Source organism: Nonomuraea roseola, from assembly GCF_039535395.1.
Classification (GTDB): domain Bacteria; phylum Actinomycetota; class Actinomycetes; order Streptosporangiales; family Streptosporangiaceae; genus Nonomuraea; species Nonomuraea roseola.
In genome coordinates, this window is sequence record NZ_BAAAXC010000015.1 from 4,240,697 (window position 1) to 4,257,707 (window position 17,011).

The 17,011-nt window shown below is 69.7% G+C and carries 15 protein-coding genes; 9 read left to right on the forward strand and 6 right to left on the reverse strand.

Features of this window, described 5'->3' with window-relative positions; translation table 11 throughout:
* The first annotated feature begins 206 nt into the window (after positions 1-206).
* The 6 genes from ABFX55_RS43605 to ABFX55_RS43630 all read left to right on the forward strand — a co-directional run bounded on the left by ABFX55_RS43605 (position 207) and on the right by ABFX55_RS43630 (position 4,836).
* Entirely contained in the window at positions 207-1,253 is a 1,047-nt protein-coding gene (locus ABFX55_RS43605) for an ABC transporter ATP-binding protein (protein WP_346129500.1), read from the forward strand.
* A complete protein-coding gene (locus tag ABFX55_RS43610) occupies positions 1,246-1,923 on the forward strand; it encodes an ABC transporter permease (RefSeq protein ID WP_246452252.1) in 678 nt (225 codons plus the stop codon). Before ABFX55_RS43605 ends, ABFX55_RS43610 begins: the two co-directional genes overlap by 8 nt.
* Positions 1,920-2,591 (forward strand): ABC transporter permease, encoded by a 672-nt coding sequence (locus ABFX55_RS43615; RefSeq protein WP_312895828.1) that lies wholly within the window; start codon positions 1,920-1,922, stop codon positions 2,589-2,591. The genes ABFX55_RS43610 and ABFX55_RS43615 overlap by 4 nt, the downstream gene beginning before the upstream one ends.
* 36 nt (positions 2,592-2,627) lie before the next feature.
* Positions 2,628-3,560 carry an ABC transporter substrate-binding protein gene (locus ABFX55_RS43620; protein WP_183656089.1) on the forward strand — a complete coding sequence of 311 codons (933 nt, stop codon included), beginning with the start codon at positions 2,628-2,630 and terminating at the stop codon, positions 3,558-3,560.
* A 254-nt stretch (positions 3,561-3,814) separates the two neighbouring features.
* Positions 3,815-4,108: a DUF1963 domain-containing protein gene (locus ABFX55_RS43625; RefSeq protein WP_346129502.1), complete on the forward strand. Its 294-nt coding sequence runs from the start codon at positions 3,815-3,817 to the stop codon at positions 4,106-4,108.
* 251 nt (positions 4,109-4,359) lie between these two features.
* The gene (locus tag ABFX55_RS43630; protein ID WP_346129504.1) at positions 4,360-4,836 is read left to right on the forward strand and encodes a flavin reductase family protein; all 477 of its coding nucleotides are present in this window, start codon (positions 4,360-4,362) and stop codon (positions 4,834-4,836) included.
* 31 nt (positions 4,837-4,867) lie between these two features.
* Here ABFX55_RS43630 and ABFX55_RS43635 read toward each other — a convergent pair whose 3' ends face one another.
* Positions 4,868-5,521: a LysE family translocator gene (locus ABFX55_RS43635; protein ID WP_346129505.1), complete on the reverse strand. Its 654-nt coding sequence runs from the start codon at positions 5,519-5,521 to the stop codon at positions 4,868-4,870.
* Between the two features lie 157 nt (positions 5,522-5,678).
* Between ABFX55_RS43635 and ABFX55_RS43640 the strand changes: the two genes are divergently transcribed.
* On the forward strand, positions 5,679-7,016 hold the full coding sequence (locus ABFX55_RS43640; protein ID WP_346129507.1) for an aminotransferase-like domain-containing protein: 1,338 nt from the start codon (positions 5,679-5,681) through the stop codon (positions 7,014-7,016).
* An 80-nt stretch (positions 7,017-7,096) separates the two neighbouring features.
* Positions 7,097-7,663 carry a flavodoxin family protein gene (locus ABFX55_RS43645; protein WP_346129508.1) on the forward strand — a complete coding sequence of 189 codons (567 nt, stop codon included), beginning with the start codon at positions 7,097-7,099 and terminating at the stop codon, positions 7,661-7,663.
* A gap of 123 nt (positions 7,664-7,786) precedes the next feature.
* On the opposite strand, the gene ABFX55_RS43650 is transcribed toward ABFX55_RS43645, so the two are convergent.
* On the reverse strand, positions 7,787-8,374 hold the full coding sequence (locus tag ABFX55_RS43650) for a cytochrome b family protein (RefSeq protein ID WP_346129510.1): 588 nt from the start codon (positions 8,372-8,374) through the stop codon (positions 7,787-7,789).
* 47 nt (positions 8,375-8,421) lie between these two features.
* Between ABFX55_RS43650 and ABFX55_RS43655 the strand changes: the two genes are divergently transcribed.
* Complete coding sequence (locus ABFX55_RS43655) at positions 8,422-8,922, forward strand: DinB family protein (protein WP_346129512.1); 501 nt, start codon at positions 8,422-8,424, stop codon at positions 8,920-8,922.
* Positions 8,923-8,927: 5 nt separating this feature from the next.
* On the opposite strand, the gene sppA is transcribed toward ABFX55_RS43655, so the two are convergent.
* From sppA to glgB, 4 genes are all read right to left on the reverse strand, one after another.
* Positions 8,928-10,625, reverse strand: coding sequence for a signal peptide peptidase SppA (gene sppA / locus ABFX55_RS43660; protein ID WP_346129513.1), 1,698 nt, complete (start codon positions 10,623-10,625; stop codon positions 8,928-8,930).
* A gap of 211 nt (positions 10,626-10,836) precedes the next feature.
* A complete protein-coding gene (locus ABFX55_RS43665; protein WP_346129515.1) occupies positions 10,837-12,543 on the reverse strand; it encodes a S8 family serine peptidase in 1,707 nt (568 codons plus the stop codon).
* Positions 12,544-12,689: 146 nt separating this feature from the next.
* Positions 12,690-14,714: a S8 family peptidase gene (locus ABFX55_RS43670; protein ID WP_346129517.1), complete on the reverse strand. Its 2,025-nt coding sequence runs from the start codon at positions 14,712-14,714 to the stop codon at positions 12,690-12,692.
* An 84-nt stretch (positions 14,715-14,798) separates the two neighbouring features.
* Complete coding sequence (glgB, locus tag ABFX55_RS43675; RefSeq protein ID WP_346131421.1) at positions 14,799-16,955, reverse strand: 1,4-alpha-glucan branching protein GlgB; 2,157 nt, start codon at positions 16,953-16,955, stop codon at positions 14,799-14,801.
* Between the last annotated feature and the right edge of the window lie 56 nt (positions 16,956-17,011).

Genomic DNA, 17,011 nt, shown 5'->3' on the forward strand with positions numbered 1-17,011 from the left:
CGCGGGGGATGAGGGGGCGGCGTCGGAGTGTTGCAGGCAATCATGCCGGTTGTGGTCTTGGAATGCACCACTGGATGCTCATTTGGTAGCCCCGTGAACCGTTTCACCTGGGGGCCAACGGGACAGACGGGGATCGCTCGCCGTAGTCTGTCTCGCAGAGATCATGGGGCGGGCCGCGGCCCCGCCGCTCGAGCGAGAGGTCGCGCATGATCACATTCGACTCCGTCACGAAGCGCTATCCGGATGGCTTCGTGGCCGTGGACAATCTGTCTCTCGAAGCGGAGACGGGACAGATCACCGTGCTGGTCGGGCCGTCGGGATGCGGCAAGACCACCACGCTCAGGATGATCAACAGGATGATCGACGCCACGGAGGGCCAGATCCTGCTCGACGGCTCCGACGTCAGGCAGATCGACCCGCCGACACTGCGCAGGGGCATCGGGTACGTCATCCAGCAGGCGGGTCTCTTCCCCCATCGCAAGATCGTCGACAACGTGGCGACCGTGCCGTACCTGCTGGGCTGGGAGAAGAAGAAGGCCCGCGACCGCGCCATGGAACTGCTGGAGCGAGTCGGGCTCGACCCCAAGATGGCCCAGCGCTACCCCTTCCAGCTCTCGGGCGGGCAGCAGCAGCGCGTCGGCGTGGCCCGCGCGCTGGCCGCCGACCCGCCCGTCCTGCTGATGGACGAGCCGTTCAGCGCCGTCGACCCGATCGTGCGCACCTCGCTGCAGGAGGAACTGCTCAGGCTGCAGGCCGAGCTGAACAAGACGATCGTCTTCGTCACCCACGACATCGACGAGGCGATCAAACTCGGCGACAAGGTGGCGGTGCTGCGGGTCGGGGGCAAGCTGGCCCAGTTCGCAGCGCCCAAGACGCTGCTGTCGGAGCCCGCCGACGACTTCGTGCGGGAGTTCCTCGGCAGGGACCGCGGCATCAGGCGGCTGTCGTTCGTCTCCAGCTCGCACCTCAGGCTCCGTACGGACCTGACCGTCTCCTCGTCCTCCGGCGCCACCCCCTCGGACGACGCGTGGCTGATGGTCGTGTCCGAGGACGGCAAGCCGGTCGGGTGGCTCGATCGCGACGAGCCCTTCGGCACCTACGTCCACGGCAAGGACTCCCTGCGCGCGGCGCTCGACGCGGCCCTGCTGTCCTCCTCGGGACAGGCCGTGGCGCTCGACGAGTCGGGCAGGGTCGTCGGCATCGCCACCAGGAAGGCCCTCGACGAGGCTCTCTCGGAGGCCGCCGATGGATGACGAGCAGCCGCTGTTCAGATGGAGCTGGGTCGAGAGCAACTGGAACTCCGACTCGCCCAACAGCATCGTCAACCTGCTCGAGGCGCACGTCGTGATGTCGCTCGTACCGGTCGTGCTCGGCCTGCTCGTCTCGCTGCCGCTGGGGCTGGCCTGCGTGCGGTGGCGCTTCCTCTACCAGCCGACCTCCGCGGTCATGAACGTGATCTACGCGCTGCCGTCGCTGCCGCTGTTCATGCTGCTGATCCCCCAGACCGGCCTCACCAGGATGACCGTGATCATCCCGCTGACCTTCTACGCCCTCGCGGTGCTGGTGCCCGCCGTCGTCGACGGCATGGGCTCGGTGCCCGACCACGTGCGGCAGTCGGCGGTGGCCATGGGCTTCACGCCGCTGCGCCGCCTGGTCCAGGTGGAGCTGCCGATCGCGGTGCCCGTCGTGCTGGCAGGGCTGCGCGTCGTCACCGTCTCCAGCATCAGCCTGGTCAGCGTCGGCGCGCTCATCGGGCAGGGCGGCCTCGGCAACCTGTTCACCGACGCCTTCCAACGCGACTTCTACACCCCCGCCATCGCGGGCATCGTGCTCATCGTGCTGCTGGCGCTGGTCGGCGACGGGATCGTGCTGGCCGCCCAGCGCCTGCTCACGCCCTGGATGCGAGCGAGGAGGGCGTCGTGAACTGGTTGATCGACTTCTTCGGTAACCCGGACAACTGGTCGGGCCCCGGCGCCATCCCCGTCAGGCTCCTCGAACACCTCGGCTTCTCGGCCGCCGCGCTGGTGCTGGCCGCGCTCATCGGGATCCCGCTCGGCCTGCTCATCGGGCACACGGGCAAGGGCTCGGTGATCGTGGTGGTCAGCGCCAACCTGGCCAGGGCGCTGCCGACGCTCGGCCTGCTGGTGCTCATCGTGCTGCTGCTCGGCACCGCCTCGATCTGGCCCGTGCTGATCCCGCTGGTGGCGCTGGCCGTGCCGCCGATCCTGGTCAACACCTTCGAGGGCATCAGGGGGGTCGATCCCGAGCTGCGCGACGCGGCCTACGGCATGGGACTGCGCGGCCCGCAGGTGCTGTTCAAGGTGCTCGTGCCGGTCGCGCTGCCGCTCGTCATGCTCGGCCTCAGACTGGCGGCGGTGCAGGTCGTGGCGACCGCGGCGGTGGCCGCGTACGTCGGGCTCGGCGGGCTCGGACGTTACATCATCGACGGTTTGGCGACACAAGACTACGAGAGCGTGGTCGGCGGCTCGGTGCTGATCGTGGGCTTCGCGCTCGCCGTACAGGGTCTGTTCACCCTCGCGCAGAAGGTGATGGTCTCCCCGGGGGTGAGCCAGCGACTGAGGGTCCGCTAATCTCTCCAATACCCCCCGTTTAGAAGGGAAATACGTATGAGACGCATATTCGGCACCGCGGCGGTCCTGTTCTCGGCGATGCTCACCCTGTCGGCCTGTGGCGGCGGCGGCAGCGGCAGCAACCCGCTGGACACCACCTCCGCCAGCGCGGCCCCCACGGGGTCCGCGTCGGCGCCGGGCGGGGGCACGGCCGTCGTCGGTTCGTTCAACTTCCCCGAGAGCGTGCTGCTGGGCTCCATCTACGCCCAGGCGCTCAAGGCCAAGGGCGTGACGGTCGAGGAGAAGCCGAACATCGGCAGCCGCGAGGTCATCTACAACCAGGTCAAGAGCGGCGGGCTGACCATCCTGCCCGAGTACAACGGCGCGCTGCTGTTCTTCGTCGACCCCAAGTCGACCGCCGCCTCGAAGGAGGAGGTCAACAGCGAGCTGGCCAGCAAGCTGCCGGCCGAGCTCGAGATCCTCGAGTCCTCTCCCGCGCAGGACAACGACTCTCTGACGGTCACCAAGGAGACCGCCGAGAAGTACAAGCTGACGACCATCGAGGACCTGGCCAAGGTCTCGAAGCAGATGGCGGTCGGCGGTCCTCCCGAGTTCAAGAAGCGCCGTGAGCAGCAGTTCAAGGACGTCTACGGCCTTGAGTTCAAGGAGTGGAAGCCGACGGGCGACACCACCGCGGACGCGATCAAGGACGGCACGGTCCAGGCGGGCAACGTCTTCACGACCGACCCGAAGATCATCATCAACAACATGGTCTCGCTGCAGGACCCCAAGAACGTCTTCAGCGCCCAGAACGTCACGCCGCTGGTGAACAAGGCGGCCACGACGGAGACGATCAAGACCACCCTGAACGCCGTGTCGGCCAAGCTGACGACCGAGAACCTCACGCAGATGATGCAGAAGATCTCCGTCGACAAGGACGACCCCGCCACGGTCGCCAAGGACTGGCTGACCACCAACGGCCTGCTGTAACGGAAACACGCGGTGTCCGAGCCAAGGGCAAGGTCCTCGTCTGCGGCTCGGGCAGCTCTCCAGCGCGAAGCGCGGTCCTCACATGGGGCCGCGCTTCGCGCGTGAGGTTCGGACTGTGTTGTTTTCAGGGGGCACGGCCCCCTGAAACCCCGGTGAGGGGCCTGCCGGCCCCTCACACTCCCGGTCGTAAGACGCGTCCTTCGACGCGTTCCAGCGCTGCGGCACTCCCGCTCTGCGGAGAAGTTCCGTGGGGTGTGATCCGGAATCGCATGGCCCGCCGCGGCTTCCGGCTGGACCCTCCGGCAGACGCCGCCCAGGCCACCGGCCGATGCCGACTCGGCGGCCCCGCACTGCTCGAACCTGGCACTTCCTGGCCCGAACTGGGCGGCTTCCCGCTGTCCCTGCACGCCGTACTCGACACCGACGCCCTCGCCCCATGGCTCGGGAACGAACTGCCCACGCGACCTGGCCTGCTCAACTTCTTCTATCTCGATCCCGACGTGCCATATGAGGAGTATCGGGCCGAGGCGAACATGCGCTGCTGCTGAGTCCTTGGCGGACCACCTCATCAACCGGTTCGGCGAGCACCCCCGCACGAACCCGACATCCAGTCCGAGTCGGGGCCTGGCCCTGAGCGTCGGCGCTCGGGTGTGGTGCCTGGACTGGAACGTCAACGCTTCTCGGTCATGGCGGCGGCCCGCACCACGGAGGACGGCGCCACGGACAGGTCGGGCGCGAAGGTCGTCCTGCCGTCCCGACGGGGTGGGGTATACATCCTGTCATGTGCCAGAGTGATCGAGTGAGTGAGTTCACCGAGGCGATGGCACAGCTGGCGGCGGGCGTGGCCGTGATCACTGTGAAGGACGGTCGTGACGACGTGGGCGTGACGGTGTCCGCGCTGATGTCCGTCTCCGTCGATCCGCCGCTCATCCTGGCCAGTCTGTCCAGCCGCGGCTATCTCGCCGAGGTGTTGCTGAGGCAGGACCGCTGGGCCGCCTCGCTGCTCTCCTCGGGGCAGGCGGCGATCGCCAGCAGGTTCGCGGTCGCCGGCCGTCCGAGCGCCCGTCACCTGGTCTCCGGCGCGCCGCACCATCGGGGCCAGCACACCGACGCGCTGATCATCGAGGGTGGGGTGGCGGCGCTGGAGGTGGAGACGACGCAGGTCGTGCCCGCGGGAGACCACGCTCTGTTCGTGGCGGGCGTGCTCGCCGTCGACTACGTCGACTCCGCGCCCCTTCCCCTGGTACGGCTGCGCGGACGCTACCGGCCGGTGTAAGGCAGCCGCGTCAGGGGTGCGTGGACGTACGCTACGTCAGAGGTGTGGTCACGCTCCCCGAGTTGCCGAGGGCGAGCATGATGGCCAGGACTCCGAGCAGGCTCCCCATGGTGATCCGCTGGGTCCGCAGCCAGGAGGGACGGCGGGCGAGAAACCCCGCGACGGCTCCGGCGGCCAGCACGATCGACAGGTTCACCGAGACGGCCACCATGATCTGGAAGCCGCCGAGGATGATGCCTTGGAGCAGCACGTCGCCCTTGGTGAGGTCGACGAACTGCGGAATGATCGCGACGTACAGGATGGCGATCTTGGGGTTGAGCAGGTTCGTCAGCAGCCCCATGGTGAAGAGCCGGCGCGGGGAGTCGGCGGGCACGTCCTGAACGGTGAAGACCGACACGCCGCCGGGTTTGATGGTCTTCCAGGCGAGCCACAGCAGATAGCACGCGCCAACGATCCTGATGACGGTGAGCAGTTCGGGCACGGCGGCGAACAGCACCGCCAGCCCCAGGTTCGCGCCCACCAGGTAGACCAGGAACCCGGCCGCGACCCCGCCCAGGGAGATGATTCCGGCTCGGCGTCCCTGGCTGATGCTTCTCGACACCAGGTACATCATGTTCGGGCCCGGCGACAGCACCATGCCCAACGCAATCGACACCACGCCGAGCAGTGCGCTCTGTTCGATCATCGCCACCGTCCACCTTCTGCGCTCGAGCCATGAGATCGCCGCAGGCCACCGATTGCGCCGACATGGCGAAGCTATCTTTCAGTTCATTCTCAGTGCAATATTGGAAATTGAACTCGGAGCAATTTTGTGCTTGACTCCCCTCGGAGAGGAGACGGCCATGGACGACTTCCGGCGGGTGGCTGACGAGGTGGCGGCGGACATCGCGGCCGGGCGGCTACGGCCTGGCGATCGCCTGCCGCCGCAGCGGGAGTTCGCGCGGCAGCGCGCCATCGCCAACTCCACCGCCGCCCGCGTCTACAAGGAGCTGGTCCTCCGTGGCCTGACGGTCGGCGAGGTCGGACGCGGCACGTTCGTCAGGGCCGCTGCTCCACGCCCGCAGCCCGCTCTCGCCGAACCGGCCGACAGCAGGGTCGATCTGGAGCTCACCTACGCCTTCGTGCCCGAGCAGGCGAGCCTTCTGGCCGAGAGCATGGGCGCTCTGCTGCGTCCCGACGTGCTGGAGTCGTCCATGCGCCCGGTGGGCGCGGCGGGGACGCTCCCGGCGCGCAGCAGCGTCGCCGATCTGCTCGCCCGCGAGGACTGGCGGCCGGAGCAGGAGCGGGTGCTGTTCGCGGGTAACGGTCGCCAGGCGATCGCCGCGGCCATGACCGCGCTGGCGTCCCCCGGCGCCAGGATCGGCGTGGAGGAGCTCACCTATCCCGTCGTCAAGGCGATCGCGAGCCGTCTCGGGGTCACTCTCGTGCCGCTGGCCGTCGACGCGGCAGGACTGGTTCCCGAGGCCGTCGAGGCCGCCACCCGCAAGACCCCGCTCGACGCCGTCTACCTCCAGCCGACGCTGCACAACCCGCTGTCGCTGACCATGCCGGTGGAGCGCCGGGTCGAGCTGGCGGGCCTGCTGAGGCGACTGGACCTGTACGCGATCGAGGACGCGATCTGGTCCTTCCTGCGCCACGACCTGCCGCCGCTGGCCGCGCTGGCCCCCGAACGCACCGTCCTCGTCGACAGCCTCTCCAAGCGGCTGGCTCCCGGCCTCACGCTCGGATTCGCCGTCGTCCCCGAGGCCCTCGGCGCGAACGTCTCGACCGCCCTGCGCTCCGGTGGTTGGACGCCGATGCGTTTCGCCCTGGACGCCGCGACCCGATGGCTGAGCGACGGCGTGGTCGGCAAGGTGACCCGCGCCAAGCAGGCGGAGGCCGCCGCCCGTCAGGAGCTCGCCGCCCGGCACCTGGGGGAGTTCGCCGTGCACAGCGATCCGCATTCCTTTTACTGCTGGTGGGAGCTCCCGCCGCCGTGGCGGGCCGACACCTTCGTCGCCGCCGCCGCGCGCCAGGGCATCGCGGTCACCCCTGCGGCGGCCTTCGCCGTGGGCCACTACCGCGCCCCGAACGCCATCCGTCTCGGCCTGGCCTCCCCGCCCACCGACACCCTCGCCCGAGCCCTGGCCACGCTCGCCGGTCTCGCTCGCTCGACTCCGGATGATCTGCTCTCCGAGTGACGGGCGGGAGGAAAACGGCGCATCCGGACGAGAGATGACGTGTAATATGCACGTGCATACATCTCGAACGGAGACAGCGAATGGCCGAGCGTAGGTTCCTGTTCCTGATGGGCAGTGCACGGCCGGGTGGCAACACCGAGGCCCTGGCGAGGGCGGCCGCCGAGCACCTGCCTGAGGGGGTGGAGCAGCGCTGGCTGCACCTCGACGACCTGCCGCTCCCACCGTTCAGGGATGTACGGCACGCCGCCGACGGCGTCTACCAGGCGCCCGTGGGGAACGAGCGAGTGCTCCTGGAGGCCACGCTCGACGCGACCGACCTGGTGATCGCCTCGCCGCTCTACTGGTACAGCGTGTCGGCCTCCACCAAGCTCTACCTCGACTACTGGTCGGCCTGGATGCGCGTGCCCGGCCTCGACTTCCGCGAGCGCATGGCCGGCAAGACGACCTGGGCGATCAGCGCCGTGAGCGACGACGACATGGCGGTGGCCGACCCGCTGGTGGGCACCTTGCGGCTGTGCGCGCAGTACTTCGGCGGACGGTGGGGCGGCGCGCTGCTCGGCTTCGGCAACCGTCCGGGCGAGATGGCGACCGACCACGACGCGCTGACGAGGGCCAAGACCTTCTTCACCACGCGAGCGACCGGCTGACCGCCGTGCCCGAGCAACGTGACTAGATGGAAGGAGCGGCAGGCCGCCGGGCGCCTCGAAACTGACAGGGCCGAGGCGTACGCCTCGCTCCAGGCGCCGTCATGGACCACAGCGCCGGGGCGGTCACATCGAGGGGCCGTGTAGCCAGATCTGGTTGAGGGGGAAGAGGACCGCCAGCAGCGTCAGGCTGAGGCAGATCACCACGAAGTAGAGCGCTCTGGGTCGCTGGGCCCCCGCTTGCCGCCACGCGCCCACCAGGGCGGCCGCGACGACGAACGCGAGCAGCAGGTGCGCGCCGTACCACCAGGGAATCGGGACCTCGCCCAGGATCCTCCCCGCGAACAGGTCGTCGGTCAGCGCGTAGCCGACGACGCCGTTGAGCGCGCCCAGCACGAGGAGCGCGATCACCGGCAGCGCCTGGAGGAACGCGCGGGAGGCCGTCAGGCGCAGGGCGACGCCCACCAGGAAGATCACCGACGACCACTGGTGGAGGTGCCGGATGAACAGGCCGCCGCGGACGTCGAAGCTGAGGTCCAGCACCGAGGCGTAGGCCGTGCTCATGGCGATGCCCTTGAGCAGGTCGTAGGAGCCGTCGTAGACCACCTCCTCGGCGCTCGGCGTGTAGAAGAAGGTGAGGAAGGCGCCGGTGAGCAGGACGATGACGAAGCAGTAGACGAGCATCTCGCCCACCAGCCTCTGCTGGGGCCACATCTGGCATATTTCACCATGAATAAGGATCACCCAGGAGAATAGGCCGGGTGACTGATCCGAGAATCGATCCCCCGGCCGCCGGTGACGAGCGTGAGCTCCTCACCGCCTTCCTCGACTGGCATCGCGAGACCCTGGCCGTCAAGTGCGCGGCGCTGACCGACGAGCAGTTGCGCGAGCGGGCGGTCCCGCCCTCCGCCATGTCGCTGCTCGGCCTGGTCCGCCATCTCACCGACGTCGAGCGCTACTGGTTCCGCCGCGTCCTCGAAGGCGCCGACCTGCCCGCCCTGTACTGGAGTGACGTCGACGACGTCGAGTTCGACGTCGCGGACGTCCCGGCCGACGAGGCGCTGGCCGTGTGGCGCGCCGAGGTGGACGAGTGCCGCAAGGTTTCGGCGAACACGCCCATCGACGCTCTCGCCAAGGTCGACAGGCGTGGAGCCCACTACTCGCACCGCTACATCCTCATCCACATGATCGAGGAGTACGCCCGGCACAACGGCCACGCCGACCTGATGCGCGAGCGCATCGACGGGGTCACCGGCGAGTAGGACGCCTAGCGGATGACGATCTCACCAGGGAGCAGGAGCGGGCCGTAGGAGGGAAGGCCGAGCTCGCCCGCGATCCTCGCGAACGGACCCCAGGCCTCCAGACGCACCCTGGCCAGCGCCGCCGCCTTGTCCTCGCTCGACTCGGGCCCCCTCAGCCGCTCCAGCGGGTTGAGCCGCGGATAGGTGCGCACGGGAGCGTCGTCGGCGAGGCCTGCCCGCTTGCGGGCCAGGCCGAGGGCGTCCTCCAGCCCGCCGAGCTCGTCGACGAGCCCGCGCTCGCGCGCGTCGGCGCCGGTCCAGACGCGACCGCGAGCCAGCTCGTGCGCGCGCTCCCTGGTCAGGTGGCGTCCCTCGGCGACCTTGCCCACGAAGTCGTCGTAGATGCGGTCGAGCCAGGCGTTGACCCTGTCCCACTCCTCCGTGGAGAAGGAGCGGGCGGAGGAGAACATCGCCGCGTTGGCCCCCTCGGTGATCATGTCGGTGGTGACGCCCGCCCTCTGCATCAGCCCGCCGAGGACGGCCTTGCCGCCGAGCACGCCGATGGAGCCCGTCAGGGTGCCGGGCTGGGCGATGATGACGTCGGCCGCCATCGCGACGAAGTAGCCGCCGGAGGCCGCGACGTCGCCCATGGAGACGATGACCGGCTTGACCTTGCGGGTGAGCACGACCTCGCGCCACACCGTGTCGGAGGCGACGTAGGAGCCCCCGGGGCTGTCCACCCTGAACACCACGGCCTTGACGTGCGGGTCGCGCCTGGCCGCGCGGATGGCGGCGCTGATCGTGTCGGAGCCCATCGAGCCGCCGCCGCCCAGCGGGCTGCGCCCGCTGCGGCCCAGCTTGATCATGCCGTGGCCGTGGATGAGGGCGACGCTGTCCGCCGTCGGGTTCGGCAGCTTCCTCACGGCCGCGCCGCGCGCGTAGCGGGAGACGAACTGCAGGTGCGCCTGGTCGCCCGCGGCCTTCTTGACCTCGTCGTACACCTCGTCCCTGTAGGCGAGCCTGTCGACGAGACCCGCGTCGACGGCCTCGGCGCCGATGAAGGGGCCCCTGTCGACCAGCTCGCGAACCTTGCCTGGGTCGAGCCGCCTGCCTTCGGCGATGCCCGCGACCACGTGCTCGAGGATCGACTCGGCGAGCCTGCCGTACGACTCCCTGTGCGCGTCGGTCATGTGGTCCTGGGTGAAGGTGTTGGCGGCGGTCTTGTACTCGTGCCGCTGCCCGACCTCGTAGGCGATGTCGAGCTTCTCGAGCGCGCCCTTGAGGAAGCGCTGCTCGAGGGCGATGCCGGTGAGACCGACGTCGCCGCTGGGCTGGAGGTAGACGCGTTCGAAGGCGCTGGCCAGGTAGTAGGGGATCGTGCCCTGGCCGAACTCGCCGAACGTCTCGCCGTAGGCGACCGTCAGCCTGCCCGAGGCGCGGAAGTGGGTGACGGCCTGGCGCAGCTCCTGCACCATCGCCAGCCCGAGCGGGTTCCCGCCGATCTTGACGATGAGAGCCTTGACGCGGGAGTCGTGCCTGGCGCGCTTGAGGCCCGACAGGACGTCGGCCAGGCGCGGCTTGCGCATGGTGAGGATCGCGTTGAGCGGATCGGCGGGAGGACCCGCGGTCAGCCCCTCGGTGAGGTCCAGCTCCAGCACCAGCGGGGCGGTACGCCGCTGGCGGAATCGGTCAACGGTGTCAACGATCGCCTTGGTCGCGTCCATAAATGTCACCTTAAGCGACGCCCCCGCGCCCGCGAGCGCCCCCAACCCAACCATCTCGTACGGCAAGCCCCACCATGCGCCTCCGCAGGCGCGTGGTCCCCTCCGCCGAAGGCGCGCCGCCCAGCGGGACTCCGGCCGGCCGCCGCAACGGTGCCCGCAAGCGAAACGGCCACGCCCGAAGGAGGGCGTGGCCGTGATGCGCAGCGACAGGTCAGGCGGCCGTGCAGGTCAGCGTCGCAGGCGGGTTGTTCGCCCCGCCCCGCAACTGCCCGTTGAACCCGAACTGCGCCGAGGCCTCAGGAGCCAGCGAGCCGTTCCAGCGGGCGTTCGTCACCGTGACGTCCGCGCCGCTCTGGGAGACCTTGCCGTTCCAGAGAGTCTGCACCTTCTGGCGGTCGGGGAAGGTCCAGGTCACCTTCCAGCTCTTGATCGGCAGCGTGCCGGTGTTCTTCACGGTGACCGAGGCCTGGAACCCGCCGGGCCACGACGCCTTGGTGGTGTAGGTGGCGGCGCACTCGATGCGCGGCAGCGCCTTCCAGACGTCCAGGCGCGGCGTGGTCAGCTGCTTGCCCGCGCTGGTGTAGGCGATCGGCTTGCCCGCGGCCTTGAGCTTGGCGAGGATCTCCTCCACCGAGGCGTCGGGCAGCTTCTCCCTCATCAGCGCGAAGGCGCCCGCGACGTGCGGGGCGGCCATCGAGGTGCCGCCGAAGCCCGCGTACTTGTCGTCGGGCACGGAGGAGAAGATCGGCCAGCCGGGGGCGAACAGGTCGAGCATCTCGCCGCGGTTGCTGAAGGACGACACGTCGTCGGTGCGGGTGCCGACCTGCGGGTACTCCACATCGGTCGAGCCCACGGTCACCACGTTGGAGACGCAGGCGGGCCAGGAGACCGAGGCGTCGAAGGCCTCGTTGCCCGCCGCGACGACGGTCGCGACGTTCTGCGCGATCAGCTGGTCGACCTGGGCCTTGAAGTCGGCGCCGTCGCCGGTGTCGCAGGCGGTGTCGTACTTGCCGCCGCCGAGGCTGAGGTTGACCGAGACGATGCCGAACTGCTTGGCGATCAGGTTGACGTACGACATCCCGGTGAGGATGGAGGAGTCGTAGGCCAGGGCGCAGGGGGTGTTGGCGGGCCCGCCGCAGTACTCGGGGTTGGTGAACCTGCTGAACACCTGCACCGGCACGATGGTCGCGCCGGGGGCGACGCCGTTGGAGGGCTCGCGCTGCGAGGAGTGCGCCTTGCCCGCGACGATGCCGGCGACGTGGGAGCCGTGCGCGCAGATCCCGAAGGTGGCGTCGCCGGGGGCGACGTTCTTCATGCAGGCGTCGGTGGTGGCGCTGGCCGCGCCCGCGCCGATCTGGAACGGCGCGCCGCTCGGGCACAGGGAGGTGGCGGTGTCGGCGGCGTTCTCGGCGGAGAAGCACGCCTCGGCGGCGATGCGGCCACCGAAGAACGGGTGGTCGCCGTCGATGCCCGTGTCGAGGACGGCCACGGCCTTGCCCGCCCCGGTGACGCCCGCGGCCTGCGCCTTGTCGGCGCCGATGATCGGCAGGCTCCTGACCAGGTTGGGGGAGTTGAGGTGGTCCTCGCGGATGGAGACGACGTTCGCCTGGCCCGCGATCTTCTTGAACTCCTCGACGGTGCCCTCGTAGACGAAGAAGTCGAGCTTGCCCGCGAGCGCTTCGGGGGTGGGCGCGACGTTCTCGACGCTGGGGGTGACCGCCTCGGCGGTGGCGGCGAGGGACTTGGCCTGCGCGGGGCTCTGCACCTGGACGATGGCCCTGTGCGTGCCGCTGATCCGCACGGCGGGGTCGAGTTTCCTGAGCGGGTCGTCCGCGGCGGCTTGCGCGGGGGCTGTGACGAGCCCGGCCGAGAGGGCGGCGAGGGTGGCCGCGCCGGCCAGGAGAGACCGCAGTCTCACTGTGCCTCCGAGGGGGGTGATCCAATTTGTGAGGCTGAGTGTACAGATGTGAAATTTGATGTCAGAAGCGAAGGAAAGTGTCTTTTGGGTAACGCGAAGGAGGCCGGTCCCGTGAGGGGACCGGCCTCTCGGCTGCGTGCCGCGCGCTACTTGCCGAGTGCCGCGGTGGCCTTCTTCAGGCTCGCGCTGCTCGCCTTGGCGGTCAGCCGGACCTTCTCCGCGGCCTGGACCGGCGCCAGCGTGGAGGTGGCGCCGTGCGCCCAGTTGAGCCACGCGGTCAGCAGGGCGCGGTCCAGCTTCGCCCGCGCGCCCTTGGGAGCCTTCAGCACCTTGTAGGCCTTGCCGAGCGAGGAGGCCTTGGTCAGCTCGGGGAAGACCTTGCTCGTCTTGTGGGCGAGCTTCAGATAGCAGGTGAGCGTCTCGTCCGACAGCTGTCCCGTGCCGCGGTAGACCTCCACGGCCCACTCCTTGGCCGTCATGCGGGTGCCGGCCGTACCTCGGGTGCACACGGACGAGGGGGCGGCGGGAGGTGTCGCGGTGACGGTCACCGTCACGGTCACGGTCGGCAGGGGGATGGGGGTCGGGTCGGGCTCGTCGGTCTCGCCTGGGTCGTCGGAGCGGGGGTCCTCGGACCGGGGGTCCTCGTCCGTGGGCTCGGGGGAGGGGCCGCTCTCCGAGGGCGCGGGCGCGGGCCCGCTCTGGCTGACCGTCGGCTGCGGCGCGGCGCCGCTCGCCGCTGCCGCCAGGTCGAGGCGCGGTGTGGTCACCTGGACGCCTCCCGCCTGGTAGGAGAACGGCCTGCCCGAGGTCTTCAGCTTCTCGACCAGCGCGCCGATCGCCTGGTCGGGGAAGGCCGCCTTGAGCACGGCCAGCGCCCCCGCGACGTGCGGCGCCGCCATCGAGGTGCCGCTGTGGGTGGCCATGGCGTCGTCGGGCACGGAGGACTCGATGTCCACACCCGGCGCGAACAGGTCCAGCAGCGGGCCCGTGTTGGAGAAGTCGGCGATCCGGTCGCCGTTGCTGCTCGCGCCCACGGCGACGGCCGAGGAGACGCAGGCGGGGAACGTGGTGCCCTCGAAGTACTCGTTGCCCGCGGCGACCACCGTCGCCACGCCCTTGGCCAGCAGGTCGTCGATCTTCGGCTTGAAGACCTGCCCCTCCTCAGAGGTGTCGCAGGAGGTGTCGGACAGCTGCCCGCCGAGGCTGAGGTTCATGGCCGCGATCGGGGTGGCGGGCGCCAGCGAGGCGACGTGGTCGACGGCCAGGCGCAGTGACGACTCGAAGGCCATCAGGCAGGCGGCGGCGCCGCAGGCGTCCTCGTCGTTGACCCTGCTGAACACCTGCACGGCCACGATGCTCGCGCCCGGCGCGACGCCGCCCTGGCCCGCCGCGATGCCGGCCACGTGGGTGCCGTGCTCGCAGAGGTTCTCGCCGTCGAGCAGGCACTTGGCGTACTCGGAGTCGGCCGCGCCCGTGCCCGTCATCTGGCTCTGGCCGTTGGGGCACAGGGACTCGACGCCGTCGTACTCGGTGGAGGAGAAGCAGGCCTCGGCGACGATCCTGCCGCCGAAGAAGGGGTGGTCGCGGTCGATGCCGGTGTCGAGGATGGCGACGGCCTGTCCCGCGCCCGTCCTGCCCTCGGCGTGCACCTTGTCGGCGCCGATAACGGGGAGGCTGGAGATCGCGGTCGGCGGGTAGGCGCGGTCGCGGTGGATGGAGGCCACCCTCGGGTCCTTGGCCAGCTTGGCCAGCTCCTCCGCGGTGCCCTCGACGACGATGAAGGGCTGCGCGGCCGGCTGCGTCTCGGGCTGGAGCACGACCTGCGCGTCCTGGGCGACGGCCTGGGCGGCGACGGGCGCGGTCTGCGCGGCGTCGGTGAGCTCGACGATGACGCGGCTGGTCCCCTCGGCGACCGCCAGCCCCTCCTCGAGCTTCTCCTCAGGCCGGCCTTCGGAAGGCTGCTCCGAGGGGGGCTGCTCTGAGGAGGGCTGCTCTGAAGGGGGCTGCTCTGAAGGCGGCTGCTCCGTGGAGGGCTGTTCTGCCGGGGGCGTGCTCTCGGGGGGTGCGGAGGCGGTGGGGGCCGGTGTCGACGGAGGCTCTCCGGCGAGGGCCGGAGCGGCGGGCAATAAGGCCAGCAGGATCGAGCACACGATCAGGCGTCGAAATCGCACACGTCCTCCGAGGGGTGATGATCTCGGAGTGTAGAGAGATTTGTCCCGACAGCACAGGGGCTGTCGGGGTTTCTCAGTAAACGCTCACGTTGTCGCGGGCGGTGTCCCCTTGAGCCAGACCGCGCCCAGCGGCGGCACCACCAGGGTGGTGGAGTACGGCAGGCCGTGCCACGACTCCTCCACCGCCTCCACCGCTCCGAGGTTGCCGACCCCGCTGCCCCAGTAGTCGTAGGCGTCGGTGTTGAGCATCTCCTCCCACCGCCCGCCGTACGGCAGGCCCAGCCTGAAGTTGTCGTGCGGACCGCCGCTGAAGTTGACCACGCACGCCACCGCGGACCCGTCCTCGCTCACCCTGAGGAAGGAGAAGACGTTGCCCTGGGCGTCGTCGGCGTCGATCCACCTGAAGCCGTCGGGCGTGCTGTCGAGCTCCCACAGGGCCGGGGTCTCGCGATACATCCTGTTGAGGTCGCGCACCAGCTTCTGCACGCCGCGGTGTCCGTCGAAGTCGAGCACCCACCAGTCGAGCCCGCGCTCCTCCGACCACTCCGAGCCCTGGCCGAACTCCCCTCCCATGAACAGCAACTGCTTGCCCGGATGCGCCCACATGAACGCGAACAGCGCCCTGAGCTGCGCGAAGCGCTGCCACTCGTCGCCCGGCATCTTGCCCAGCAGCGAGCCCTTGCCGTGGACGACCTCGTCGTGGGAGAGCGGGAGCACGAAGTTCTCGCTGTAGGCGTACATCAGCGAGAAGGTCATCTGGTGGTGGTGGTACTGCCGGAAGATCGGCTCGTGGCGCAGATAGGCCAGGGTGTCGTGCATCCAGCCCATGTTCCACTTGAACCCGAACCCCAGCCCGCCCAGGTGCACGGGCCGCGAGACGCCCGGCCACGCGGTCGACTCCTCGGCGATCGTGATGATGCCCGGCTCCTCCCTGTAGCAGACGGAGTTCATCTCCTTCAGGAACTCCACCGCGTCGAGGTTCTCGCGCCCGCCGTAGACGTTGGGCGTCCACTCGCCCTCTCGCCTGGAGTAGTCGAGGTAGAGCATCGAGGCGACCGCGTCGACCCGCAGCCCGTCGATGTGGAACTCCTTCATCCAGTAGAGGGCGTTGGCGACCAGGAAGTTGCGCACCTCGTTGCGGCCGAAGTCGAAGACGTAGGTGCCCCAGTCGGGGTGCTCGCCCCGCGCGGGGTCGGCGTGTTCGTAGAGCGGGGTGCCGTCGAAGCGGGCCAGCGCCCAGTCGTCCATCGGGAAGTGCGCAGGCACCCAGTCGAGGATCACCCCGATGCCCCGCTGGTGGAGGGCGTCGACGAGGTGTCGGAACTCGTCGGGCTTGCCGAAACGCGAGGTCGGCGCGTAGTAGGAGGTCACCTGGTAGCCCCACGAGCCGCCGAACGGGTGCTCGGCCACGGGCAGCAGCTCCACGTGGGTGAAGCCCATCTCGCTGACGTAGTCGGTCAGCTGCTCGGCCAGCTCCAGATAGCCGAGCCCCGGCCGCCACGACCCGAGGTGCACCTCGTAGGTGCTCATCGGCGCCTGCTGCGGCACGGTCGCGTGGCGGGAGTCCATCCAGTCGGCGTCGCTCCACGCGTAGTCGGAGCGCTCGACCACCGAGGCGGTCTGCGGGGGCACCTCGGTGCGCCTGGCCATCGGGTCGGCCTTGTCGCGCCACATCCCGTCGGCGCCGAGGACCTGGTACTTGTAGCGCTCGCCCTCGCCCATGCCGGGCACGAACAGCTCCCACACCCCCGACCTGCCGAGCGAGCGCATGGGGTGGGCCACGCCGTCCCAGTGGTTGAAGTCGCCGACGACCCTGACGCCCCGCGCGTTCGGCGCCCACACCGCGAACGCCGTGCCGTCGACGTCCTCGTGGCGCATGACCCTGGCGCCCAGCGCCTCCCACAGCCGCTCGTGCCTGCCCTCGCCGATCAGGTGCAGGTCCACCTCCCCGAGAGTGGGCCAGTGCCGGTAGGGATCCTGCATCTCGTACGGCTCGCCGCCCGCGTAGCGCACGCGCAGCCGGTAGTCGGGCACCTTGTCCAGACCCGGGACCGTCGTCTCGAACACCCCGTGCGCGACATGTTTCAACGGGCGCGCCTCGTCGTCGAAGACCACCTCGACCTGTTCGGCCAGTGGACGCAACGCCCTGAACGTGACTCCGCGCGGCTCCAGGTGCGCTCCGAGAATCGAGTGCGGGTCGTGGTGTGCGCCACCCGCGAGTCGGTCGAGCTCTGTCCTCATCGGCATGCCCCTAACCCTGCCCTATAGCGACCTTCCAACCCATGCCCTTGCCCGCT

Bases quoted from the DNA above. Each gene is read 5' to 3' on its own strand.
- ABFX55_RS43635 (WP_346129505.1), bottom strand. From the start codon at position 5,521: ATGATCGAACAGAGCGCACTGCTCGGCGTGGTGTCGATTGCGTTGGGC.
- ABFX55_RS43620 (WP_183656089.1), top strand. From the start codon at position 2,628: ATGAGACGCATATTCGGCACCGCGGCGGTCCTGTTCTCGGCGATGCTC.
- ABFX55_RS43645 (WP_346129508.1), top strand. From the start codon at position 7,097: ATGGCCGAGCGTAGGTTCCTGTTCCTGATGGGCAGTGCACGGCCGGGT.
- ABFX55_RS43640 (WP_346129507.1), top strand. From the start codon at position 5,679: ATGGACGACTTCCGGCGGGTGGCTGACGAGGTGGCGGCGGACATCGCG.
- ABFX55_RS43605 (WP_346129500.1), top strand. From the start codon at position 207: ATGATCACATTCGACTCCGTCACGAAGCGCTATCCGGATGGCTTCGTG.
- ABFX55_RS43650 (WP_346129510.1), bottom strand. From the start codon at position 8,374: ATGTGGCCCCAGCAGAGGCTGGTGGGCGAGATGCTCGTCTACTGCTTC.
- sppA (WP_346129513.1), bottom strand. From the start codon at position 10,625: ATGGACGCGACCAAGGCGATCGTTGACACCGTTGACCGATTCCGCCAG.
- glgB (WP_346131421.1), bottom strand. From the start codon at position 16,955: ATGAGGACAGAGCTCGACCGACTCGCGGGTGGCGCACACCACGACCCG.
- ABFX55_RS43610 (WP_246452252.1), top strand. From the start codon at position 1,246: ATGGATGACGAGCAGCCGCTGTTCAGATGGAGCTGGGTCGAGAGCAAC.